The organism is Rufibacter immobilis (assembly GCF_003721565.1).
Classification (GTDB): Bacteria; Bacteroidota; Bacteroidia; order Cytophagales; family Hymenobacteraceae; genus Nibribacter; species Nibribacter immobilis.
In genome coordinates this window covers 168180-193360 of the sequence record NZ_RJJE01000017.1, presented here as the reverse complement: position 1 = coordinate 193360, position 25181 = coordinate 168180, and the positions used below count along the sequence as shown (strand labels likewise).

Genomic DNA, 25181 nt, shown 5'->3' with positions numbered 1-25181 from the left:
CCACCCATCTAACAGCAGATAAAACCTATTGCCCATGAGAAAAAACCGAATCTTGTTGGCGGCCACCGTGGCTATTGCGGCCTTGGGCTGTGTGGCCAGTCAAAACAACGCGGCGGAGCCATCGCTCAAAAACGTCTTCAAAGATGACTTCGTGATTGGCGCGGCGCTGAACTACAAGCAGGCCATGGGCCAGGACCCCAAAGCCGAAGCCATCATTGCCCAGCATTTCAGCACAGTTTCGCCCGAGAATCTGCTCAAATGGCAAAGTGTGCATCCACAGCCCAATACCTATAATTTCAAGCCCGCCGATGCCTACGTGGCCTTGGGCAAGAAGCACAAGCAGTTCATTGTGGGTCACGCGCTGGTGTGGCACCAGCAGACCCCCAACTGGGTGTTTGAGGACCAGGCCGGCAAACCCGCCAGCAAAGCCCAACTGCTCCAGCGCATGGAAGAGCACATTGCCGCCGTGGCCGGCAGGTACAAAGGCCAGATCAACGGCTGGGATGTGGTGAACGAAGCCCTCAACGACGATGGCACCCTCCGGAAAAGCAAATGGCACCAGATCACCGGCGAAGAGTACCTGGCCAAAGCCTACGAGGCTGCCCGCAAAGCAGACCCCAAAGCTGAATTGTACTATAATGACTACAACCTCTGGAAACCTGCCAAACGTGACGGCGCCATTAAACTGGTAAAAAGTCTGCAAGACAAGGGACTGAAGGTCACCGGCATTGGCATGCAGGGCCACTACGGCTTGGAGTCTCCGTCTCTGGCGCAGATTGAGGAAAGCATCATCAAGTTCTCGGTGCTGGGTAAAGTGATGATCACCGAACTGGACATTGACGTGCTGCCCAACCCCTCCAACCGCCAGGGCGCCGACATTGATGCCACCTTTGAATTTGACCAGAAATACAACCTGTACACCAACGGCCTGCCGGAGGACGTGCAGCAGAAACTGGCCAAGCGCTACGCCGATCTTTTCGCCCTCTTCCACAAGCACCGCGACAAAATCAGCCGCGTCACCTTCTGGGGCGTCACCGATGCAGATTCCTGGCTGAACGATTGGCCCATCAAAGGCCGCACCAGCTACCCTATGATCTTTGACCGCAACTACCAACCTAAACCAGCTTTCCAGGCCATTGTGCAGGCCGTGCAGAAAAAATAAGCATCACCTAGGTGGTACAGAAAATCCCTGCGTTTAGGGGCCGTTTTTCCAAAAACAGCCCCTAAACGCAGGGATTTTCATTTAAGGGAAATGAAGCTCTATTGTATCAATACAGCTAGTGTTTTGAGCCGCTTCTGGTTTAGGCCAATTTTCAGAAAAAGGGTCGCTAAACGCACTTAGTCTATAAACTGCTTTTGTTCCAGTTCCAGCAGTTGCTCCAGTAGTTGCAGGGTCACTGGCCCTGGTTTTCCGTCGTTCACGGGCTTACCGTCCACTTCCACAATGGGCAGCACCCGTTTGGTGGTGCTGGTCATGAACGCTTCCCGGGCCTGGGCAATGTCCTCTAACGTGACCGTTCTCTCCTGCACCTGATATTGTTGGCGCGCCAGTTCCAGCACATTTCGGCGCGTTACCCCCAGCAGTACCTCCTGCGCCGGGGTAACCAGCACATTGTCCTGGGTGAGCAGGAAGAAATTGCTGCGAGGAAATTCAGTGACCACGCCGCCGTGGTGGTATAACACGTCATCGGCTTGCCGAGCTTTTACCTCTTGCAACAGCCTGATACCCATGGAATAGTTGATGGTCTTGGCCAGCGGCAGCTCCCGCACGTATTCATGGGTGATGATCTTGATGCCCCGCGCCACCTGCTCCTGCGTGGGCAGGGTGAGGGCCTGCTGCGTGATGAGCAGGTTTGGCGCCGCAGGGTCATAGCCATTGGCCGAATATCCGCCCGTCAGGATCATCTTCACCCCGGAGTTGGGCAGCTTGTTTTTCTGGAGCAGTTCCGCCAGCGTGGCTTTCAGCTGCTCCTCAGATAAGGGCACCGGCAACCCCATCAGCTGCGCCGACTGGAAGAATCGGCTGATGTAGTGCTCCAGAAACAGGGGCGCTTCCTCCTGCACTTTGAAAAAGTCAAAGATGCCGTACCCGCGCTGAATGGACAGGTCGCTCACGTGCAGGTAAGCGTTCTCCAGCGGCACGAATTCACCGTGTAGGTAGGCGTAGTTTTTATGGTCTGATAACATGGTGTTGCTTTAAAATCTGTATGGTTTTCTCCAGCGGCAGGGCCTCTACGCTGGTTTTGTCTTTGCCTTGGGTGGTTTGGGCTTTGAACAGGGAGTTCAGGATGGCTTCTTCGGTGGCCTCAATGGTAGCCATGAACAACGGCGACATTTCATCGTTGCGCAACAAGGTAACGGTCTGCGTTTTTTGGATGGTCTCGTATGGCACCCGCAGCCCCGGGTTCGCGGAGAAAGCAATGACGTAGTCGCCGCTGCCATTGGAGGCAATTCCGCCGGTTTTCCCCAATCCCAGCATAGCCCGACTGGCCATGCGCTCCAGGTTGCGGGCATCAACGGGGGCATCGGTGGCCACAATGATCATACAAGAACCATCGGCCTTCTCCAGAATCTGCTGCCGGAAAGAGAACTTTTCCAGCTCCTCGCCCACCGGCGCTCCGGCTATTTGCAGCACGCCGCCAAAGTTGGTCTGCACCAGCACGCCCACCGTATAACCGCCCAAACTCTGGGGCAGCTTTCTGGAAGCGGTGCCAATGCCGCCCTTAAACCCGAAGCAGATGGTACCTGTGCCCGCTCCCGTGTTTCCTTCCTCCACGGCTCCGCTCTGGGCTTTCCTGATGGCGGTGAGCACGTGGTCTTCGGTGATATGCCGTCCTCTGATGTCGTTCAGGCCGCCGTCGTTGGTTTCGCCTACCAGTGCGTTCACAGACTGCACCTTTTCGTTGCCCGGCTGCCGCAGGGTGTGCGTGATCACAGCGTTCATGGCGGTGGCTACGCTCAGGGTATTGGTCAGGACGATGGGGGTTTCCAGGTTACCCAGTTCCCGCACCTGCGTACTGCCCGCCAGCTTCCCGAAGCCGTTGCCCACAAACACCGCCGCCGGCACTTTCTCCTGAAACAGATTGCCGCCGTGCGGAAGGATGGCTGTGACCCCAGTACGCACGTCTTGACCTTTTACCACCGTTACCTGCCCCACCTGCACCCCGGGCACATCTGTGATGGCGTTCCACTGCCCGGTGGGGAGCACCCCTATCTTGATGCCGTATTCCCGCACCCGTTTGCGCTCCTGCGCCTCCGCTACGGTGACCATAAGGATAAGCAGCACAAAAAGCAGGCGATGTTTCATAGGGCTCTGGTGAATGACTGGGTAAATCTATTGGTTCTGTCCGAATTCTTGCTGTATCACCTCAAAAAACTGTTCCCCCTCCCCCTTTCTTCCTCTGTAAAAGCCCGTTTCTTTTTTGCTCCGGATGCAGTAACTTACTACAAAATCCAAACGAATGAACAGACGAAACTTTCTTAAAGCAGGCTCTCTGGCCGGACTCTCTTTCTCCGCGCTGGGCTTGGGGGCCTGTGCCACCACAACTGCCAATACCCAACCGCCCACCACTGAAACTTCCTCGGCACAAGCCAATCCCGAAAGCTTTGACCTGAACGAAGCCACCATCCAGGATCTTCAGCGCCGAATGGCCTCCGGCGAACTGACCTCCAAAGCCATTACGCAACGCTACCTGGACCGCATCCAGGCCGTGGACAAATCCGGTCCTAAGTTGAATTCCGTGATTGAGGTAAACCCCGATGCCCTGCAAATTGCCGAGGCGATGGACCAGGAACGCAAGGCCGGTAAAGTGCGGGGGCCGCTGCACGGCATTCCGGTCATGGTCAAAGACAACGTAGATACCCATGATAAAATGTCTACCTCGGCGGGAGCCCTGGCCCTAGCCCAGAACAAAGCCGCCAAAGACGCCTTTATTGTGGGTAAACTACGGGAAGCGGGCGCGGTGCTCATTGGCAAGACTAACCTGAGCGAGTGGGCAAACTTTAGGTCTACGGAATCTTCCAGCGGCTGGAGCGGGCGCGGCGGACAAACCAGGAATGCCTATGTGTTGGACCGAACGCCCTGCGGCTCCAGCTCGGGTTCCGGGGTAGCGGTGTCGGCCAATCTATGCGTGGTGGCTGTGGGCACAGAAACGAACGGTTCCATTGTGTGCCCCTCTGCCGTGAGCGGAGTGGTTGGCTTTAAACCCACTGTGGGCTTGGTGAGCCGCTCCGGTATTATCCCCATTTCGCACACGCAGGACACCGCCGGACCCATTGCCAGAACCGTCACCGATGCCGCACTGCTCCTGAGCGTATTGGCCGCTGTTGACCCCGCAGACGCTGTCACCAAAGAAAGCACCGGCAAAGCCCACCCCGACTATACTAAGTTTCTGGACGCCAACGGCCTGAAGGGGAAACATATTGGCGTAGAAAAATCCTTTCTGCAAGGTCACATCGCCATTGACGCACTGCTGCAAAAAGCGCTGGAACAACTCAAAAGCCAGGGAGCTACCATTGTGGAGGTGGAAGTGATGAAGAGCATCCGGGAGGTGTCTGGTGCCAGCTTCAAGATTCTGCAGTACGAGTTCAAAGACGGCGTAAACAACTACCTGGCCACCGCCAACGCCCCTGTGAAGTCCCTCAAAGACGTGATTGCCTACAACAAGCAGCACGAAGCCCAGTCTATGCCCTACTTTAAGCAGGAAATTCTGGAGATGTCTGAGAAACTAGGCGACCTGAACACGAAGGAGTATAAAGAGGCCGTCGCCAAGCAGGTGAGCGGTTCCCGGGCCGCTATTGACAAGATCATGCAGGAGCATAAGCTGGACGCCATCACCGGCCCTACCTACGGTCCCTCCTGGTGCATTGACTTGGTGAACGGCGATTCCTTTACGGGCTACGGCCTTTCTACCCCAGCGGCCATCTCGGGGTACCCGCACATCACGGTGCCGCTGGGCCAGGTACAAAGTCTACCCATCGGGCTTTCCTTCTTTGGGCGGGCGTATACGGAGCCGGAGTTGCTGCGCATTGCCTATGCCTATGAGCAAGTCTCTAAGAACCGAAAAGCGCCTACGTTCCTGAAAACCACCAACCCCTCCTGATCCTTGCGTTTAGGAGCCGTTTTTCCGAAAACAGCCCCTAAACACAAATGAACCCACAGGCCGAAGTTCGCCTCCAGTACGTCCTATCTGCGCTCTAAGATGGAGCCTACTTCGTAAAGCAGAAAAATAGTAGGAGCAGCCGCCGTTGTTGGTGTTATTACCAACAATCCAGAGGTATGGAGTTTTCCCCTGGCCTGGGAGAATACACAGGAAGGTGACAAGTTATTAGGTCTCCTTTTCAGCGTCTACAACAAAAGGGCCTGCATACAATATGCAGGCCCTTTTGTTGTACCGCTAAACTTACCTTTTCTGTTTAGGGGCTCTTTTTGGAAAAACAGCCCCTAAACGGAAACGTGCACTAAACTCTGGAAACCGATGGTTTCACGTAAGGCATCTTTTTCTTGGGCTTCTTCTTCAGCTTGTTCAGCCAGATAAAGGTACCCGTGATAGGCAAGCTGGTGGCAATAAGACAGGCGATGAAGTAAATGATTTTGGAGAACGTCCCGAAAACTTCGCCTAAATGGAGGGCTCTCACCGAGGCAGCTACCTGCTCATTGAACGGCTTCTCCTCAAACTTCTCCACCTTCAGGGACTCCCCGGTGTGCTGGTCTAACTGCACCTTGTCGGCCGCCGATGGGGCGAAGAATCCGCTCTCGCTCTTGCTCAGCACCACGGCGCTGGTAGAATCGGTGGGCAAGGTGATGCGGTAATTCCCTTCATAGGGCAGAATCCCATTGGTGATTCTGATGTAATCTGCCACCGCCAGTTTCTGGGCATTGGCTGGACGTGGGTTAGAATCAAGCGGTTTTTCGCCGCGTTGTTTGAAGATCTTGTCTCCCAACACGGCGCTGGCACCATCACGGTACCACTCAAACGACCAGCAGAGGCCGGTTAAAGCCATGATCAGGAGCAGCATGGAAGAATAGAAGCCGAGGGTATTGTGCAGGTCATGGTTGGTGCGTTTCCAGTTGCCGCTGGTTTTGATTTTGAGCCCCTGCTTCCAGTTTTTGATTTTCTTGGGGAACCAGATCACCAAACCAGTCAAGATGAGGAACACGAAGATGATGGTAGATGCACCTACCACAATCTTGCCCCAGTTCAGTTGGCCCTGCTCTCCTTTTACCATGAGCGTACGGTGCAGGTCTTCTACGGTGTGGAAGAACTTGCTGGCCGGGCCTTCGGTGGTGCCTTTGATTTCGCCGGTGTATTGGTTTACCAGATAAACGGTACCGCGTCCGCCCCCGGGACCGCCGCCGCCCGGAACACCTTTGCCGCCTTTACGGCCTTCGCCGCCTTTGCCTCCGGCCCCTGGTGCGCCCGCTATGGCTTTAGACGCTCCCTCTCCTTTGGCTTTCCCGCCTTCGGCCCCGCCACGCTTGCCTTCTTCTTTCTTCAGGGTGAGCCGGTATGGCTTGGCAGGGTCCTGCACGATTTGCAGGGCGGTCACTTTCCCTTTCTGGGCTTTCTCAACTTTACTGATCAGTTCATCTGGCGAGAGTGCTACTGCGTTGGCCGGTACCTGCACCTCGTATTTCTCGGGCTCCAGCATTTCCTCAATTTCTGTGTGGAACGTGAAGATGGTGCCGGTAAGGCAGACCACAAACAGCACCAACCCGCTGGCCAGCCCCAGCCACAGGTGGATGTCATTGAACAATTTTCGCCAGGTGAACTCCTTTTTCATATAAGTTTAAGGTTATGTTTTTTAGCAGCAAAGCTGCCGGCACCCAGGCACCGGCAGCTATTGGACGTTAATAGGAACTTAAATATTAAAAGCGGTAGGTAACGGTTCCGGAGAAGTTTCTGGGTTGGATTCTGTCAATGAAAGAGGTGCGGTATGCGTCATAACCTACTTCATCCAGAATGTTGTTGAAAAGAACACGCACTCCCCAATTCTGGCCAAACTCATAGCCTAACTGAGCATTAACCGTAGTGTAGGCTTTGTTATACCAGGGCTTTTTGCTAGTGTCTACACCATGGGTAAGGTAACCTGCTTGTGTCCAGTCGTTGTAAGGACGTTTGCCTATATAGTACACTCCTACCCCCAAGTTCACACCTCTCATAGCTCCCATATTGATTCTGTAGTTTGCCCAAGCATTGTAAGTATGTTTAGGAGTGTTATTTGGCGCTGAACCTTCTACATTAACCAAAGTATTCTTGAACTTTGCGTCAATGTAAGAATATCCTACAATCACTTCCAGATTCTCAAGCACCCGGCCAGTCAACTCCACTTCTGCTCCTTTTCTGATATCATCTCCAGCTTGACGGTAAACAGCTCTGCCATTCACTAAAACAGGCTGGTTGTTGATGTCATACAGCTGTTGCACGATATTCTGCTCGTGAATTCTATAGAGAGTCAGGTTGAAACGCAAGCGCTGGTTTAACCACTCAGATTTTAAACCTGTCTCCCACTGATCAATGGTAGAATTACCAAAGGTATTACCGGCTTCATCCATTTGAGTAGCGCTTTCAGGCGCAGTACTGTTGGTGTAGGAGCCAAACACGTTAAGCCCTGGTTTTACCGTAAACATTACCCCTGCCAACGGATTCCAGTATTTTGACCTACTGATGAGCGAAGAGGTAGGAGAATTGCTCTGGTTAGTGCTGTATCTGATTCCTCCAAATACTTTCACCCAATTGGTTATATGAATCACATCTTGGATAGTTACTCCCATTCTGGTATCATAGCCTTGGGTGCCTCCTGTAGATGTAAAATTAGGCGTTCCCGCTGGCAAATCATTGGTAATTGTGCTTGGATCCAGAATGTCTATCTCTCCAGGAATTGCAATGGTATTGAAAGTAGGTTGTCTTAAATCTGTGATACGGAAGTCAACTCCTACTTGGAAGGTATGCCGGATAGGCCCGGTTGCAATTTCATCGCCCACTAAATCCATTTGGATCACTTTGTTCTTATCAATCCGGGTTTGGTTGTGCCCAATAGAACGTTTGAATCTGGTTACCTGTCTATCATTAACCCCATCAGATTTAGGTAGAGCTGTTAATGAAGTTCTGATTGCATCTTGGTCATAATCTGACTGGAAATAAGCACCTCTCAGGTAGAGCTTGTTTTCATCGTCCAAATATCTTTTGAATCGGGCAGCGTAAGTTGTGTGCTTTACAATCTGAATGTCTGACCTGAAGCCCAGGTTCATGTCATTAGGTATATCAAATATTTCATTGGCTACGTTTCCTACTGACATGTTAACCGTCCCGGCATCAATAGACTGGTTGTCATTCAAATAATCCATCTCCAAAGTGATAGTGGTTTTTGCATTTGGCCGCCACTCCAAAGATGGGTTGATATAGAAAGACTCATTGCTCATGTGCGCGCGGTATTTCCCACCAGTCTCATAAGCTCCATTGAGACGGAAAGCAACCGTTCCTGCTTCATTCAGAACATTCTGCACATCAAAAGTAGGCCTTACCAGCCCCCAGCTGCCTACTCGCATAGAGACATTACCTGAATTCTCAAATTTTGGTGTTTTGGTGACTACGTTCACAATGCCCCCTGGCCCACCTAAATCAGTGGCTGCTCCCATGGTAACGGCGCTAGATCCCTTGAGAACCTGAATACTTTCAACACCCTGCATATCTGTTATGAAGCCCATTCCTCTGAAGTCAGTTTGCACACGTACCCCATTCTTTAAGGTAGGAATTCCTCTGAAACCACGGGAAGAGATACTTTCGCGTACCCCGCCGTAGGTAGCGTAAGTGTACACACCAGGCACGTTACGGGCGGCTTCCATCACCGTAAGTGCTCCTTGCTGCTCAATTAATCTGTCTGAGATAACAGAGATAGACTGAATCTGGTCAATGGGTTTAAGCGGCAGACGGGTAATGGCATCTAATTTTTCTGGCTGCTTTTCACGTTCGCCAAAAACTTCCACCTGGCCTATCTGGTTGGTCACGGGTTTCATGGAGAAGGACAGCTCCAGGGCCTGGTTGCTCTGCAACTGGAACTTCTTGTCAATGGTCTGGAACCCAATCATGGAGATTCTGATTTGGTAAGTTCCCTCGGCCAGAGGCTTTAACTCATAGGTTCCATCCTCGTTGGTGGAAGTACCATAAGAAGTACCTACCAGTGCCACAGTGGCAAAGGCAAGCGGAACTCCGTTTTCCTGTAGAATCGTTCCTCTTACCGCTGAGGTATGGCGTTGGGCAAAGGAGACCTGCACAAAGAACAGAAAGAAGAAGCTGAAAAGGGTAATTTTTTTATGCATCACACACTGGTTTAGTAGATAATGGGCGCTCATAGTTGGCAATCTATGCAGTTCACCACCTGGGCTTACTTTATTTAGACTACTTCTAAACAGTAGCAAACTAAACACCTATTTAGATTTATTACAAATAAAATTAAGTTTGTTTTTATTGAACTTTTGAAAATGTGCCCATTCAGACGCTACAGCTATATTCTTAGGGAAAGGTTCTACCAAAATTTTTCAGCACCGCTTTGCAGAGCCTAGACTAGACACCTGTAAACTCTTAGTATAAGCTGAAAACGGAGAGTGTTGCTGGGCAGGAAGAGTCACTATGCAGCTCCCTGTTTACAGGAGGAAGCGGTAGGGGTGCCTGGGGCCTGCGCCTCTTTTAAATAACCCTCTAGCTCCGTAACTTACTGCGCATTTAACTAAACCTATGCTTAAGCAACTGATGTGCGCCAGCGCCCTGCTGGCCTGTTCTGTGAGTGTGGTGAACGCCCAGAACGCTCCTTCCTGGCTACGCTACCCTTCCATTTCCCCAGACGGACAAACCATTGTCTTCACTTACAAAGGGGATCTGTACTGTGTAGCCGCTTCTGGTGGTAACGCCATTCCCCTCACCGCCCATGAGGCGCATGATTTTATGCCGGTCTGGAGCAGAGACGGCAAGACCATTGTCTTCGCCTCTGACCGTTACGGCAATTTTGACCTGTTCCAGATGCCCGCCAGCGGCGGTGAGGCACAGCGCATGACCTTCCACTCGGCCAATGAGTATCCGTATGAGTTCAGCCCCGATGGCAAGACCGTCTATTTTGGCTCTACCCGCATGGATGCCGCCAGCAACCGGCAATTCCCAACGTTCTCTCAGCCGGAGCTTTACAAAGTAGGACTGGCCGGCGGACGGGTACAACAGGTACTCACGACTCCCGCCGAAGATGTAAAACTGAGCCAGAACGGCCAGCTGATGCTGTACCATGACAAAAAAGGCGGCGAAAACCAATGGCGGAAGCATCAAGTGTCCTCCATCGCCCGCGACCTGTGGAGCTACGACACCAAAACGGGCAAGCACACCAAGCTTACCACCTACGCCGGAGAAGACCGCAACCCTGTTTTAGCCGATAATGACCAAACTATTTATTATCTGAGCGAGGCAAGCGGCACTTTCAACGTGCACCGCATGGCGGCTAACAATCCGGCTGCGTCTACTCAGGTTACCAAATTCACCAAACATCCGGTGCGGTTTCTTTCCTCGTCTAACAACGGCACCCTCTGCTTCAGCTATGACGGCGAGCTCTACACGCTGCAGGGCAACGGACAGCCACAGAAAGTAAACGTGACCATTGCCACCGATGCCAAGATCAATAATGAGCGCATTGTACCCGTAGCGGGTAATGGGGTACAGGACTTGGCAGTTTCGCCCAACGGCAAAGAAGTAGCCTTTATCTATAGAGGCGAAGTGTTTGTGTCGGCGGTGGAGGGCAGCGTGACCAAACGCATTACAGACACTCCGGAGCAGGAACGCAGCGTGAGCTTCTCGCCAGACGGTAAATCCCTCATCTACGCCAGTGAGCGCGGCAAAGGCTGGAAAATCTACCAGACCCAGATCAGCCGTAAAGAGGAGCCCTATTTTTACGCCTCTACCCTGCTCAAAGAAACCGTTCTTATTGACAACGACAAAGAAAACTACGAGCCCCAATACTCGCCAGATGGGAAAGAGGTCGCCTTTGTAGAAGATCGCATGACCCTTAAGGTCTATAACCTGGACAGCAAGAAAGTACGCACGCTGCTCACCACCAATGAGCTTTTCTCCATGCGCGACAATGACCAGTACTTCACCTGGAGCCCAGATAGCAAATGGATTGCCTTTGAATTCTCTGAACCCGGCTACTGGAACGGCGAGGTGGGCATCATTGCAGCCGATGGCAAGGGCAAGAAAATCAACCTCACCGAGAGCGGCTACCAGGATTCTGAGCCTCAGTGGATGCTAGGCGGCAAGATGCTCATCTGGAACAGCACCCGCGAGGGCATGCGCTCCCAGGCCAACAGCGGCGGTGCCCAAACAGACATGTTTGCCCTGTTCATGACCCAAGACGCTTTTGACAAGTACAGGCTGAGCAAGGAAGACTATGCGCTCATCAAAGAGCAGGAGGAAAAAGCAGCGAAGGAGAAAGACAAAAAGAAGAAAAAGGAGGAGGAGCCACTGGCCATTGACTGGGAAGGCCTGAAAACCCGCAAAGCCCGTCTTACCCTACATTCCTCTAACCTGGGAGACGCTTTGGTGTCTAAAGACGGGGAAACACTTTACTACCTGGCCCGCTTTGAGAAAGGCTACAACCTCTGGAGCACCAATCTGCGCACAAAGGAAACCAAAATGGCGGTAACCTTGAACGCCAACCGCGCCAGCATGGATTGGGACAAAGACCAGAAATTCATGTTCCTGCTCGCCGATGGCCGCGTGATCAAACTAGACCCTACCGCTAGCAAACAGGAAAACGTGAGCATCAGCGGAGACATGAACCTGAATGTGGCCGCCGAGAGAGCCTTCATGCTGGAGCACGTGTGGCGCCGCACACAGAAGACGTTTTACACCGCTGGTTTCCACGGCGCCAACTGGGAAGCCCTGAAGCCAGACTATGAAAAGTACCTGCCGCACATCAGCAACAACTACGAGTTCTCTGAACTTCTGAGTGAATTGTTAGGCGAACTGAATGTGTCCCACTCGGGCGCCAGCTTCTCTAACGTTCCGGCTAACGCCGATGCCACTGCTTCCCTGGGCATCTTCTATGACCAGAACTTCACGGGAGACGGACTCAAGATTGAGGAAATCATACTGGAAGGCCCGCTGCAGAAAGCCGGGCTTGACCTGAAAGCCGGTATGGTGATTGAGAAAATTGACGGCGAAACCCTGACCTCAGACAAAGACTACGCCCAGTTCCTGAACCGCAAAGCCGGCAAGAACACGCTCCTGAGTATCTATGACCCTAAGACCAAAAAGCGCAGAGACATCACCGTGAAACCTATCTCAGCGGGCGAAGAGAGTGCGTTGCTCTACAAGCGCTGGGTACGCCGCAACGCCGAGGAAGTGGACCGCCTCAGCAATGGGCAGTTGGGCTACGTGCACATCCCCGGCATGAATGACCCCAGCTACCGCACTGTTTATGAAGAAGTAATGGGCAGATACGCCAACCGCAAAGGCATGGTGGTAGACACCCGCAACAATGGCGGGGGTGACTTGGTAGCTGATTTGGCCATGTTCCTCAGCGGCCGAATGTTCCTGAGCTATACCACAGACAACCGTTCAGTGGGCCTGGAGCCTTCTTTCCGTTGGACCAAACCTTCCATTGCGCTAGCCAACGAGGCCAACTACTCAGACGGACATTGCTTCGCGTTCAGTTACCAGGACCTGAAACTAGGTAAATTGGTGGGGATGCCCGTGCCCGGCACCTGTACCTTCGCGGGTTGGGAAAGCTTGCAGGACAACAGCCTGCGCTGGGGAGTACCCCCTCTGGGCGTGAAAGACGTACAGGGCCGCTACCTGGAGAATCTCCAAACTGAACCAGACGTGAAAGTGATGAACGAATACGAACTGGTGAGCAAAGGCAAAGACCAACAGCTGGAAATAGCGGTACAAGAGCTGCTGAAAGAAGTAAAATAACCCCATCCCTTCAAACAAAAGAGCCCGGTAGTACCGGGCTCTTTTGTTTAGGGCAGATGAATCGCATTGCCAAGTCTTCCTGGACCACGCAGGAACAATGGGCGGTAACGTCCTTAGAGCGTTTAGGGGCTCTTTTTTCAAAATCAGGTGAAAACCATAATTTGGCCTGGCGCCCAAGCAATAAGGTTGCCTTTGCCAATGGCCTTCCTCTTTTTGACGAAATTCTGGAAAAAGAGCCCCTAAACGCATTTATCTTTTCATAGGATCTTCTCCTGCCTCCTTCCAGTACAACTCCGGATTCTTAAACGGCACCAACGCCTGAATTACGGCTTGCTCATACAATTCTTTCCGGTCTAAGGCTCCGTCTGAGAGCATGCCAATGGCCCCGCCTTTCTGCTTTGAGTTCAGCTGACTGAATACCTGGTCATTGGCTTTGCCCAGCTCCACTCCTTGCGCAATCAGCTCCGTCATGGCGGGAGGCAGGAAGAACATCCCCGAACGGGCTTTCCCCCATTTATCGCCGGTACAAACGGCTACCCAGGAAAAGGAGGCTAATTCGCCCTCCAGTTCCTCCACGCCGCCTTCAATGCCAATCCAATAGTGGGCTTCTGGATACGCTTGCTTTGCGTTCATAACTCGGTTACGGGCTCCCTGCCAGGTTTCTTCATTGGTCATCGGCTGGTCGGCCACTCCGGAGGGCACCTCTACCGCCACTAATTCAAATTGCTCCTGCGGAAACATGCGCTGGAAACCACCCAATGCCGCTTTCCCTTTAACTGGGTTAGTGGAAGCCACCACCACTTTTAGCACGTTGCTCTTCATAAAGTTCACTAAAGTTGAGTTGCCCGCTGCTCCCCACCAGAGACCCAACGGGCGGGCAAAGGTAATACTTCCTCCCGAAGGCTGTTATTCGGTTCTGCTGGCGCCCCCCTTCCGGTAACGTTTGGAGTACTTCTGTGGGCAACCCAGGAGCTGGCATGATCTTCCTTCAGGTATTTGCGTACAAGCCAACACCGCGGAGAAGAAAATGAAAGGCTGCCGGCATTCTCAGTCCTTCAGGCAACCTGAAGGATCTTCAGCCCCACTTCTTCAACAAGCGCGGCTCTATGCTTAATGCAGACAGAAATACCTTGGATATGCAGGTGACGGAAAAACTGAAGACATACTACCACTATTACCAGGACCTGAAGGCAAAAGGCGGACCTGAAGAAGATACAGAGTTATTTGAGACGGTGATAGAACTGGAGGAAGATATCATGTCTGCGTACGGCCTTCCCCCATCACATGACCATCTCCAGATTCTCTGGCAGCTGACCGAGGCGCCTGATCTGTCTGAGGAGGTACTGCAGCAAACGCAGCAGCAACTCCAGGAAACGGCTACCCAGCACCTGATGGCACCGGTCAAAACCAATCTGGAGATTTTACAGGAAGCACTGGAAGAAAGGCCCAGTGCCTTCAATCTTTTACCCGAAGTAGGGCAGCCCACCCACGACTACCCCATCTTTCTGTACGAAGAACTGCTCCTGAACCGCAGCTTTTCACCTGAAGCAATTTTGCAGGAAATGGAAAAGATAAAGGAGCTGGACTGTTACGGAGATGTGGCTACTCTCCTATACTACCACCGAAAGTCCTATAAGAGAACCAAGCGTTATAAGGTTTTAAAACCGCATCTCCAGTTTCTGGACCTTTACCTGCAACAACTGGAAGCGCTGGAGAATAACGAGGGACATAGTGTCTTCGCGGCCTCCTTGCTCCAGAAAGCCAAAGAAGCGGCTACCGTAGCTCCCCAAATAAAGCAGAAATCTGCCTCAGATAACATTGAGCCTTCCACGTACCTGCCGGAGATGATCCTCCTCACCGACACGCTCGAAATGGAGGAAATCGTCTATGATCAAGATACCGCTGTCACGGTGAATGGCAAACTACGCACCAGCCATGGCAGTGCCCCCATCTCACTAGGGTTTGACCGGGAAGTGTTCATTCGCCTTCTCCGCGGCTACCCAGACCAGGGGGAACGGCTTCTGGCGTACTTTGAAAAGGAAAAGAAAGATGTTTCAAGAGATTCGCCTACCATCATCCACGTCCCCGACACCATAGGCAATGCCCTGTTGGCGAGCCAGCATTACTTCAAAGTGTACAAACCCCTGATGCTAGATGAAAACGGCCGCCATAAGATCATGGAAGACGATTTTTATTTAGTGGACGAGGTAGTGGAGAAAGAAACTTACAAAGCCACCGCCCTTGCTTCAGCCCAAGAAGCAGTGGAGGGTCTGCTCCAGCACATTGTCCAGTCGTACTATTCCTACCTGCTCCTGCTACAGGAAGGAATAAGTGAGAAAAAAGCCCGAAGAAACAGTGGCCTTGAAGACCCTACCCTATTTGCCTTGGCGCAACAGCTATACACGCTCCAAAAATTTGGGGGAAAGCCGAATCTAGGCTAAGCTTCTTTTCTCATAAAAATTAAGTCTAAAGTGCCTGCCTAACCATTCTCTTTAGGCAATCACTTACCACTTGCTCCTTCCGTTTAGGGGCTCTTTTTCAAAAAAGAGCCCCTAAACGGAAAAATTCCCTAACCAAAACCTCTATTTTTAAAATCTGACAATGAGCATCTTAGTTTAAGATCAATCTTTTCACCGGCAAAAAATTAAGTTTTTTTGATCTTCAGTTTTGCAAATCAAAATCCCTCCTCTATATTTGCACCATCAAAACCGAAAGATGGTCCGTTCGTCTAGGGGTTAGGACACCAGATTTTCATTCTGGTAACAGGGGTTCGATTCCCCTACGGACTACTAAAAAGCCTCTCAGTAAACGCCGAGGGGCTTTTTTATTGCCCCTCGGACACTATCCGGACACCGATGGATTTTTCATTCCCTACCCTCAGCGCAACAACCCCACTCTCGGAACAATGGCCTGCCCTACCCCAAAAGTGTAGGTTTTGCGGCTTTTCCTCCATCCGTCTGCGACCCTTCGCCTGTTCCCACTAAGCTAGGCCATAGAGTGACCTCCCTGGGCCGGAACGAAAACGCCCCGCCGCTTGTACATCACTGAAAAACAGGAGCAAGGCCATGGAGGAACCCGTGAACAGGAATTTGGTGAAGGCCAGCCCGCTGGAGCACCGCAACGAGAGGAGGATACGGGTCGACCTGCCGGCCGACAGTTCCCACACGGACAGGATAAAGGCCATACCCGGCAGGAAGTGGAGCAAGACCCACCGGTGCTGGCATGTCCCTTATACCAAGGAGGCATTCGCCCAACTGCGAGAGAGCTTCCCAGGCCTGCAGATAGCTACGGCAGGGCCAGAAGTGGGGCCACAGAGCAAGCGATCGCCTGAAGCTAAGGCCGCGGCAGCACCCAGCGATCCCCCGGCGCCCAAGGGGGAAGTCCCCACCGAGCCCCGGAGCCCCGCGGCAGGGAACGGGGTGACGGTAACGGTCCTCCCCAACCGCAGGATGCAGCTCCGCTTCCCCTTCCACCCCGCCCACATCCGCAAGGTGAAGTCCATCCCCTACTATTTCTGGGATGCGGGGCTGAGGCTGTGGACGCTCCCCTACTCCGGCGCCGTCGTGGAGGAGCTGCGGGAGTATTTCGGGGGGTACGGCCTCCAGCTGTCACTCACGAAGGAGGAAACAATGCCAGGCAAGCCAAGCCCGGCAGCCAAACCCAAGCCGGCGAAGGCGAAGCCGTGCCCGCAGGATTACCTGGACAAGCTCACGCTGAAGGGCTACAGCCCCAGCACCGTGCGGCAGTACGGCAGCCTGTTCCGCGACTTCGTCAACCACTTCCCGGACAGGGAACCCGACACCCTGGACGAGGCCGACATAAAGGCCTACATGCTCCACCTGATAGATGACTACGACATCTCCGCCTCCCACCAGAACTCGGCGGTGAACGCCATCAAGTTCTACTATGAGAAGGTGCTGCACCGCCCCCGCACCGTCTACCATCTGGAAAGGCCCCGGAAAGCGCAGACCCTGCCGGAGGTGCTCAGCGAGGAGGAGGTCACCCGCATCATGCGGTCGGTAGTCAACCTGAAGCACAAGTGCATCCTGCTGCTGATCTACTCGGCTGGCCTGCGGGCCGGTGAGCTGATCAACCTCAGGGTCGCCGACGTGGACTCCGGCAGGAAGGTCCTCAACATAAGGGCCGGGAAGGGGAAAAAGGACAGGGTCACCTTGCTTTCCGAGAAAATCCTCATTTACTTAAGGGAATATTACAGGGCATACCGGGCCAAGGACTGGCTCTTTGAGGGGCAGGACGGGGAGGCCTACAGTTACGGAAGCGCCCAGAAAGTTTTCAGGCGGGCCTGCGATGCGGCGGGGATAAAAAAGAAGGTGTCCCTGCATACCCTGCGCCACAGCTTCGCCACGCACCTGTTGGAGCAGGGGGCGGACCTGCGCTACATCCAGGCGCTGCTGGGGCACCACTCCAGCAAGACGACGGAGATCTACACCCACATCACCCGCAAGGGTATGGAGAAGATAAAGAGCCCGCTTGATAATCTGGAGATATAACTATTAGAAGACGAAGGAGTTTTTATGAAAACACTACACACTGACAATCAGACATTTAAGCCAATATTAAAAAAATAACATCACCTCCCGGAAGGTGCGGAGGTATTGAAAATAACATCACCGGTGATGTTATCTAAGTGTTATGTGCAAGCAATAAAATAATCTTTAAGAAATTAAAACATGAACTTTGACTTCGGTGAGCAAATCAATCCAGACTTAGAAAAAAAGGACTATTCAAAAGCAGTGAGCATAGCGGAGACAGCTCTCAAAAGTATCCCGACAACGGACTTCCACTCAATTATCGGCCAATCTCTTGTCGGTCAGGCTGGCGGAGTAGCAAATTGGATAGATAATTTTCACAAGACGGTTTCCAAAGTAATTGAGCCAAGGGCGCTGTACTTTGAGATGAACGAGTTCGACATCAACACAGACACCTGGTACATAGACGGATTCGCATTCAGCGAGGACGGCGGACTTAACCTTGAGGACATGGACTGGCTTAGCGACGTTAGCCAAGAAACCATGACAACTGAAGAATATGTGATTACTGGTTATGAAAACCTACAAGAGGCTTTTGAGAACATTGAGCTCGACACGGACGAACAACAGGACGCGAGGGACTGGTGCGAGCAACTCGTCATCGCTAGATTCATGGAATTGATGGGCGCAGCACATAAGGAGGCTAAGGAGCAGAATATGGAGTGGGCAGAGTTGCCTTTGTACTTCACAGAGCATTCCTATGACTTCATCGTAAAATCAGAATAAAAAGAAAGAAATGCCTGCACATAACATTGTATAAAAACCATGCTTCGGCCGTCGGCCTCGCACGTTTTTTATACTAGCCGTTAGATTTTATTATAATTATGGGAGATATCGAATGCGAAATTGAATATGGCTATAAATTTGAGATAACAAATGGAAAAGGGCTCCTGAAAATTAGAAGTTCGGAATACTTAGATTATCTTGAATATAAATCCCCAAAAATTATTCATTGGTTGGATAGTGGGCCTTCCACGACATTATGTGATTATTTAACCTCATTACCTCTAAGTTGGAAAATTAAAAAGGAGATTGATGAAAGTATGAATCAGGAACTGCTTGGCCCGCCTGAGGAAATCAATCGTTTAGCTTTTGAGCGTTTGGAACCGCTATTGGATATTTTTGAAAACGGTAAATACGCAATATTTCATACTTACCTGGAGGAAAATACAAAATTATTATTTTCTCCTATCATTGAGGAAACAATTGACTACCATAGCTTTTATTCCAGATATGATAAATTTGAATCTGACGACAAAGATTTTAAAGCAAATAATCTTCTAGTTGAACCTTATGGGCGATTCTTTTGGGTTACGGCAACGCAAAGAGAAATAAATATAGATAGAGTAGAGCATTATTTGGAAGAAATTAATGCTGGCAAAAAGCCGACAGCAGTAATATTTACATCGTTTTTTGAGAAAGGAAGGGTAAATTTCGACGGGAGTATTTCAGAAGAATCTGTTCGTGCAGAATATTATGTAATTGATGGTCATCATAAATTATTAGCATATGAAAAAGCAGGCGTAGCACCATCAACTATTATTATATGCCATTTACCAAATAGTTTGGAAGAAATATTGCCTAATTTAGAGGATTTATCCAAGGTTGTCCAACCATATCAATTTGCAAGGATGGTTTATAATTTAACACCAACTGAAAAACTCGTTACTAATGCTATTAATGGAAGTAATGAACTGATAAAAAATTATTTAAACAAATATTCTTATTATTCTCCTTATAGTAGAAATAAAACTACAAATTCACCCGGCTTTAATAACAACAATATTCAAAAGGTCGAAAAGATGCCAACCATCTTAAATAGAATAACCTCTTGGTTGTTTAATAAAAATAACAAAATCTAACAATAACTAAAAAGCATTAAAACGCTTTTTAGTCCAACCGTTAGCTAATATGAATAAAATAAATATACTACTCTTAATTACCTTCTTGTTCTGTTCATGCGAAACTAAACATCCTGAAACGAATAATGAATCAGATACTTACAAAGAGTTCAACAACGGACTGGTAGGTGTATGGCAATTAGCTAAAGAAGAAATTTCAAAAATAGATTCAGCTTATTTGACGGATGAAGGACAGCAGTATATAAACAGTATAAAAGACGAGCGACCGCTTTTCTTAGGATGCTTGAAGTCAGATGGGAATTTACAAATTAAGTTTAGCGACAACAGACTTTCAGCTTTCTGCGCGGGAGATACTCTTGCAGACAATTATAGTGTAACCCATAAAGAAATAACTATTGTCAAAAGCGACACGGAAGAAACCTTTGACTATAAGCTCGTGAATGAAAATCAACTAGAGATTACCACACATAATCAAGACTTCTCTAGAAAGTTATACTTCAATAAAGTAAAAGAATCACATTAGCTAACATTGTGTAAATACCATGCGTCGGCCGACGGCCTAGCACGCTCTTTACACGAGGCCGTTGGCGGTCATTGAAAGAACATTTTACCAGCTGGAACGGCAGAAAAACATCAGCAAGAGTAGCAGAAGTTCTAGAGGAATTCGGCTGGACTTGCAGAAGAAAATCAGCAGAGGATTTTGATTAGCTTAGCAGAAGTTGGGAACGCCACCCGACTTCGACCGGCAGAAGAGGAATTGACGTTGCGTTTGAGCAAATGAATTTATCCTCAATGCGTGCAAGCGGACGGACAACTGAAATCTGTTTTAGGCCTGTTTTTCCGAAAAGAGGCCTAAAACGTAAAAAGGGGAAAATTCTCCGTGAAGCTGATTAGCGGCTGTTTTTCTGAAATCCGGGCAAAAACAGAAAAAGAAAAACGCGCGGGAAAATAAAAGAACAACGTCCGCCAACAATGCATAAACGTCACCTTGGCCGACGGCCTTCGGCGTCGTTTATACCAGACCGAAATCTATGAGTAAAACAAAGGATTTCGGCTAAACTTTATCCAATCTGATTTCATAGGGTGTGCCTCTCTCGATGACCGCCACGATCTGGTGGAGGAGCTTGTTCCTGACCGCGTTCAGCACGCTCATCTTACTTTTTCCCTCCGCCACTTTCCTGTCAAAATACGCCTTCATCTCCTGGTTATAGCGCACGCTGTTGAGGGCGGCCATGTGCAGCACCTGCTTGAGCTGCTTGTTGGCGAACTTGGACACACCCGCCTTCCCCCAGACGCTCGTGCCGCTGCGGTACTCGAAGGGGGCCACGCCGCAGTAGCAGGCCAGCTTCCTTCCCTCGTCCATCCTAGTGAAGCCCTGGGTGTAGACCAGCAGCGAGACGGCCAGCACCTTACCCACGCCCTTTACGCCTGTCAGCAGGTCGTATTTGCCTTTCAGGTCCCCGTCACCTGCGATGAACTCCTGCATCTTCTCCTCGACCTGCTCCATGCTCTTCTCCAGCCCCCTGATAGCTTTTCTGTTCACCTGCTCCAGGGTCTTCCCCGAGACGGGGTCCACCGCCAGCAGCTCCTTGATGGTGACCTTGATGCTCTGCAGGGCCTTCTGCAGTCTCGACCTGTTAGCCTGCAGGTCCTTGAGCCGCTCGAGCGTCACCCCCGAGAGGTTCACGCATTTCGCCTCCCGCTGGTGCAGCAGGGCGTAGCGGCAGATCCGCTGGGCGTCCACCTTGTCGTCCTTTCCCCTGACCATGCCGATGGAGCGCTTGATCTGCAGGGGACTCTCCATCCATACCCGCACCTCCCGCGCCAGCAGGTAATGCACCAGCTGCCTTGTGTAGAGGCCCGTGTGTTCCAGGCAGCAGAGGGTATCCGGGCCAGCCTCGCAGCCGTGCTGCTTGAGCCGGGCCTTCATCCGCCGGAAGCCTGAGGGGTTGTTGTTGGCCTTATAATCAAGCTGACTGCCGTCCCTGCAATCCAGCAGGCACACGTCCAGGCTGTCCTTGCTAACATCAATACCCAGGATGAAAGCGGGGGCTTGCGGTTGCATTGTCTTTTCCATATCTTTTCAAGAGGTTGTGCAGACGGCGGATCGAAACCTATATCATGGGCCCTGAGTGTCCCGAAAATCTATATGACCCTTGCCTGCGGGTTTACAAACAAGGCAGCCAGACTGAATCGGTCTGTAGGGTGATTATCGCCTGGTTAGCGAGTAGTTCTCTGGCTGCCCCTTCAGCTACAGAAAGTTAGCCCTATAGCTGGTAATTGAAAAGTGGTGGTATCGGGAAAATGAAACTGAGCTAATCTAAAGGTTAGCTGCAACCAGAATACTAACTAGCGGCAATTAATATTATAAGACAATGAGTAATTTAGAAACAAATAAAGCAATTGTGAAGCGCTTTAATAAAGAAGTTATTGAGCAATGCAACCTTGATTCATTCAAAGAATTAATGGACAGCGACTTTATTAATAGGACTGCACCGCCGAATGCAAATAATAGTGATGGAATGTGGAATACGTTTTCCAATATTCTAAAAACGGCACTTCCGGACCTGACTGTAGAAATTTACGACCAAATTGCAGAAGGTGACAAAGTAACTACAAGAAAAGCAATAATTGGAACACACACCGGTATTTTTATGGGAATTGAACCAACTGGAAAACAAGTCAAAATTGATGTGATTGATATAGTAAGATTGAAGAATGGAAAATATTTTGAACACTGGGGTATTAATACCCTACAGACGGTTTTAAATGAATTACAAAAAGCATAAAAAATTAGAATGGCATGCAGCTAACGGTGTGTTTATAAAATTGTGGCTGGACGTTTAGCATTTGACTATAGATCGGCATTTTGCTTCTGTGGTTAATTGAAACTGACATTTTTCAAATACCACAACTTCATAAACACTTAACCGTTAGGCAACATTAAAAGAATGATAAAAGGGGCAAAATCCATAATAGAAATAACGTTTTTTAGTTTCTCTGGGTGTAATATTTATCCAGAGCTAAACTACGTGGTATTTGACAGGAAAAAACTTACAGTAGGAACGGAATCTGATAAATATTTTATAGAAGAAATTGAGTTAGCTGAATATATTAAAGAAGAAAGGAAAGTTAGGTAAGACTGCTTTTCCCTTTTTATTTTTGCCCAATTTCCCGCGAAATCTCGCACACAATGCCGAAAAGAGAGTTCACCCTTACGGTTTGATAAAGGCCCGGAGAGTCTCTCCAGATTCTGCTCTATCTCCCGAATCTGTTCCTTCAGCTCCGCGCTGAATTTTGTGTAGATCTCCCGCTCTATTTCCCCGTAACCTTAGCACCGATCTATGGTCTCCAGTTCCCTCGCAAGCTTCGCGAATTGCTGCTTCAGACGCTTCTCCTCCTGTCACTGGTCCTCATTAAGTTAGGCAAGTATTTGGACTATTTACTTTTGCACCTACGACAGGAGGAGAAGAAGCAAGCGATGGCTAGATGCAAAAATTGCCTCTTCCGGTAGAAAGAGGCAATTAGTTAATGAGAAGAGAGACCACTTCCCTCCATGCAAAAGCTAAGTTTTATCTAAAATGACTTCTATGCTTAATTACTCTTTACCAGGCGCAGTGATTCCGTTTGGGTGCCCCAGGTGATCTTCACCACATACATTCCCTTCGCCAGGTGTGACAGGTCATTAATCTCAACCAAGGAAGTACCAGCCACACTGAATACTTCTTTAGTATAAGCTACCTGACCGGTAAGGGTATAGAAAACAACTTTGATAGCTCCGGCCTGTGTTACATTCAGGTTCAAGGTTACCTTGTCCTGGAACGGGTTAGGGTAAGCCGACTCCAATTTCAAGGCGGAAGACTGAGCAGCGGCACCCTTCACCTGCACCGACACGATTTTGGAGTATTCAGATGAACCATCAAAGTCTACTTGCTTCAGACGATAGTACACTACGCCGATGGCTGGCGCGCCTACGGTGGCGGTATAATTTAGCTGCACGTTGCTATTCCCACCGCCGGCTACGGTTTTGGCAGAAGTAAAAGTAAGGCCGTCGGTGCTTTGCTCTACCACAAACTCCTTATTGTTGATCTCAGAGGCAGTGGCCCAGTTCAACTGCACCTTGCCAGCATTTTGAGCGGTGGCAGTAAAGTTAATCAGGGTTACTGGAAGCGGGGTAGCGGTCACGCACTCTTTCACGGTCACTTGCATGGTGCTGGTGGTGCTACCGCATGAATTGGTGGCGGTGACAGAAACCTCAAGCGGCCTGTTAAGCTGGCCCTCTTCCAAGAAAGCGATTACAGAAATGGTGCCGGTGCCTTCGCCGCCAAAGATTAAGAATCCTTCAGGTAAGTTATAGGTGTACGTGGTGTTAGCTTGCTCCTCGCCCACGGTGAACGTGGCCATCTCTTCAGAGAGGTTGCACATTTCAGCAGGACCAGAGATTGTCACCTTTGGTTTTTCACACGGTGCGCCGCAGCTAGGAACTGCGTTGGTAGTGGCCGCTTTCACTGTAGAAGCCATAGTAGCACCGTTTCTTCTGGGCTCGTCCATGATCGTGTTTCTGAAAGCTGATGGATCATAGATATTCAAAGTTCCTTCCACTTTCGCTTGGTCAGAGTTCATAGAGTAACCATAGATATGCAGGGTGCCGGAACCGTTCAGAACCGCCTGAGAAATGTTGGTGAAGTTGCCGTTTACCTTGATGAAACCGTTGTTAATTAACACCGCGCCTGAGTTTCTATTCTCAAATGCTCTCCCTTGGGTAGACTGTTCAATAGTTGCGCATGGGTGATTAATCACGGTGCTTTGGCTGGCCGTGAAATCATTTTTACAGATCATTTTCCCGAAGTTCTGTAAACTGGCTTTATTATTTAGATAAATACTGCTTGCCGATAGAGTTCCATAGTTGCTTACGTTGTTTAATGACTTGTCAATGGGTGCACTTGCCATATTCAAACCGCCGGCAACTTGTATAGTGCCATAGTTTTCCACTACACCTTGATTTACAATAAAAGCGTTGCCGTCTTGTGCATTCATAAACATGGCTCCTCTGTTCACCATAGTAGCGCCCCCATTCATTTGTAGGCTACCGGAAAAGGAAACAGTACCGGCAGAAGTATTTCTAAGCGCAACTTTTTCCAGAGTAACACTGCTGGAGGTTTGGAAAGTGAGTTGACCATTATTAATGATGCTGCCTAGCTTAAACTCAGGATTCTCTGTGAGCACAGCCTCGTTGTTGTTGAGGAAGAAAGCAGAATCGCTACCGTTAACGCCTAAGGCTAGGTTTCTCAGTTCTACACGTCCATCATTCTCTAAACGGGAGTTGTTGCCTCTGATTCTCAACTTTCCATTTTGGCCAGTGGTGAACACACCGGTAGCGGTTACCTGAATTTCTCCTTTGCCGTTCTCGCCCAACAGGAAGTCTTGGGTAAGGACAACGGCGTGTTTGATAATGATGATGTCGTTTTTGGAAGGAACACGTCTTTGATCCCAAGTGGTAGAGCTCTCAAAGCTCCCGTTTCTCACGGAGGCAAAGACCGTTTGTGCCTCTGCCTCAACAGTAGCAAACCAAAGCATTAAGAACATCAACGCCAGAGAGAATCTCATCACGGAAACGCTCATTGCGCTTTGTGTAGTTGCAGTGCTGAACTTAAGGAATGACTGAGGAGCTACTTTTATGGACTTCATTTGCTGCATCAAATTACCTTTTGGTTTGTTGAGTAATTTGATGCTGCAAAACTACCTAAGGCAGCAGGGGCAGATGATTTGTTTCGATGAGACGGTACTTTTTGGAGATGAACATTGGACAACTGGGG

18 protein-coding genes and 1 tRNA gene are annotated in these 25181 nt (G+C 50.1%); 12 read left to right on the top strand and 7 right to left on the bottom strand.

Features of this window, described 5'->3' with window-relative positions; translation table 11 throughout:
- Positions 1-34: 34 nt before the first annotated feature.
- The gene (locus EFA69_RS13595) at positions 35-1162 is read left to right on the top strand and encodes an endo-1,4-beta-xylanase (protein ID WP_123133665.1); all 1128 of its coding nucleotides are present in this window, start codon (positions 35-37) and stop codon (positions 1160-1162) included.
- A 176-nt stretch (positions 1163-1338) separates the two neighbouring features.
- Here EFA69_RS13595 and EFA69_RS13590 read toward each other — a convergent pair whose 3' ends face one another.
- On the bottom strand, positions 1339-2187 hold the full coding sequence (locus EFA69_RS13590) for an aminotransferase class IV (RefSeq protein WP_123133664.1): 849 nt from the start codon (positions 2185-2187) through the stop codon (positions 1339-1341).
- Positions 2171-3307: a DmpA family aminopeptidase gene (locus tag EFA69_RS13585; protein WP_123133663.1), complete on the bottom strand. Its 1137-nt coding sequence runs from the start codon at positions 3305-3307 to the stop codon at positions 2171-2173. Before EFA69_RS13585 ends, EFA69_RS13590 begins: the two co-directional genes overlap by 17 nt.
- A 154-nt stretch (positions 3308-3461) precedes the next feature.
- On the opposite strand from EFA69_RS13585, the gene EFA69_RS13580 reads away from it, so the two are divergent.
- Positions 3462-5102 carry an amidase gene (locus tag EFA69_RS13580; protein WP_123133662.1) on the top strand — a complete coding sequence of 547 codons (1641 nt, stop codon included), beginning with the start codon at positions 3462-3464 and terminating at the stop codon, positions 5100-5102.
- A 358-nt stretch (positions 5103-5460) separates the two neighbouring features.
- On the opposite strand, the gene EFA69_RS13575 is transcribed toward EFA69_RS13580, so the two are convergent.
- Positions 5461-6783 carry a PepSY-associated TM helix domain-containing protein gene (locus EFA69_RS13575; RefSeq protein ID WP_123133661.1) on the bottom strand — a complete coding sequence of 441 codons (1323 nt, stop codon included), beginning with the start codon at positions 6781-6783 and terminating at the stop codon, positions 5461-5463.
- 85 nt (positions 6784-6868) lie between these two features.
- On the bottom strand, positions 6869-9319 hold the full coding sequence (locus EFA69_RS13570) for a TonB-dependent receptor (RefSeq protein WP_221175747.1): 2451 nt from the start codon (positions 9317-9319) through the stop codon (positions 6869-6871).
- A 415-nt stretch (positions 9320-9734) separates the two neighbouring features.
- Here EFA69_RS13570 and EFA69_RS13565 point away from each other — a divergent pair, with 415 nt between their 5' ends.
- Both EFA69_RS13565 and EFA69_RS13560 read left to right on the top strand, forming a co-directional pair.
- Complete coding sequence (locus EFA69_RS13565; RefSeq protein ID WP_123133659.1) at positions 9735-12953, top strand: S41 family peptidase; 3219 nt, start codon at positions 9735-9737, stop codon at positions 12951-12953.
- Between the two features lie 56 nt (positions 12954-13009).
- The gene (locus EFA69_RS13560; RefSeq protein ID WP_123133658.1) at positions 13010-13216 is read left to right on the top strand and encodes a hypothetical protein; all 207 of its coding nucleotides are present in this window, start codon (positions 13010-13012) and stop codon (positions 13214-13216) included.
- On the opposite strand, the gene yjjX is transcribed toward EFA69_RS13560, so the two are convergent.
- On the bottom strand, positions 13203-13775 hold the full coding sequence (gene yjjX / locus EFA69_RS13555) for an inosine/xanthosine triphosphatase (protein WP_123133657.1): 573 nt from the start codon (positions 13773-13775) through the stop codon (positions 13203-13205). The two genes, EFA69_RS13560 and yjjX, sit on opposite strands and share 14 nt — an antisense overlap.
- A 284-nt stretch (positions 13776-14059) precedes the next feature.
- Between yjjX and EFA69_RS13550 the strand changes: the two genes are divergently transcribed.
- The 6 genes from EFA69_RS13550 to EFA69_RS13525 all read left to right on the top strand — a co-directional run bounded on the left by EFA69_RS13550 (position 14060) and on the right by EFA69_RS13525 (position 19888).
- The gene (locus tag EFA69_RS13550; protein WP_148041356.1) at positions 14060-15394 is read left to right on the top strand and encodes a hypothetical protein; all 1335 of its coding nucleotides are present in this window, start codon (positions 14060-14062) and stop codon (positions 15392-15394) included.
- Between the two features lie 276 nt (positions 15395-15670).
- A tRNA-Glu gene (locus EFA69_RS13545) sits at positions 15671-15742 on the top strand.
- 276 nt (positions 15743-16018) lie between these two features.
- Positions 16019-17464, top strand: a complete 1446-nt coding sequence (gene xerA, locus EFA69_RS20670; protein ID WP_123133655.1) for a site-specific tyrosine recombinase/integron integrase — start codon at positions 16019-16021, stop codon at positions 17462-17464.
- Between the two features lie 180 nt (positions 17465-17644).
- Positions 17645-18229, top strand: coding sequence for a hypothetical protein (locus tag EFA69_RS13535; protein WP_123133654.1), 585 nt, complete (start codon positions 17645-17647; stop codon positions 18227-18229).
- A 98-nt stretch (positions 18230-18327) separates the two neighbouring features.
- Positions 18328-19365 carry a hypothetical protein gene (locus tag EFA69_RS13530; protein ID WP_123133653.1) on the top strand — a complete coding sequence of 346 codons (1038 nt, stop codon included), beginning with the start codon at positions 18328-18330 and terminating at the stop codon, positions 19363-19365.
- A 49-nt stretch (positions 19366-19414) separates the two neighbouring features.
- Positions 19415-19888 (top strand): hypothetical protein, encoded by a 474-nt coding sequence (locus EFA69_RS13525; RefSeq protein WP_123133652.1) that lies wholly within the window; start codon positions 19415-19417, stop codon positions 19886-19888.
- A 531-nt stretch (positions 19889-20419) separates the two neighbouring features.
- On the opposite strand, the gene EFA69_RS13520 is transcribed toward EFA69_RS13525, so the two are convergent.
- Complete coding sequence (locus EFA69_RS13520; RefSeq protein ID WP_123133651.1) at positions 20420-21442, bottom strand: IS110 family RNA-guided transposase; 1023 nt, start codon at positions 21440-21442, stop codon at positions 20420-20422.
- 298 nt (positions 21443-21740) lie between these two features.
- Here EFA69_RS13520 and EFA69_RS13515 point away from each other — a divergent pair, with 298 nt between their 5' ends.
- Both EFA69_RS13515 and EFA69_RS13510 read left to right on the top strand, forming a co-directional pair.
- The gene (locus tag EFA69_RS13515; RefSeq protein ID WP_123133650.1) at positions 21741-22154 is read left to right on the top strand and encodes an ester cyclase; all 414 of its coding nucleotides are present in this window, start codon (positions 21741-21743) and stop codon (positions 22152-22154) included.
- 162 nt (positions 22155-22316) lie between these two features.
- Entirely contained in the window at positions 22317-22505 is a 189-nt protein-coding gene (locus EFA69_RS13510; RefSeq protein WP_123133649.1) for a hypothetical protein, read from the top strand.
- A 454-nt stretch (positions 22506-22959) separates the two neighbouring features.
- Here the strand turns inward: EFA69_RS13510 and EFA69_RS13505 are convergent, their stop codons facing one another.
- On the bottom strand, positions 22960-24972 hold the full coding sequence (locus EFA69_RS13505) for a T9SS type A sorting domain-containing protein (protein ID WP_245964647.1): 2013 nt from the start codon (positions 24970-24972) through the stop codon (positions 22960-22962).
- Positions 24973-25181 lie beyond the last annotated feature (209 nt).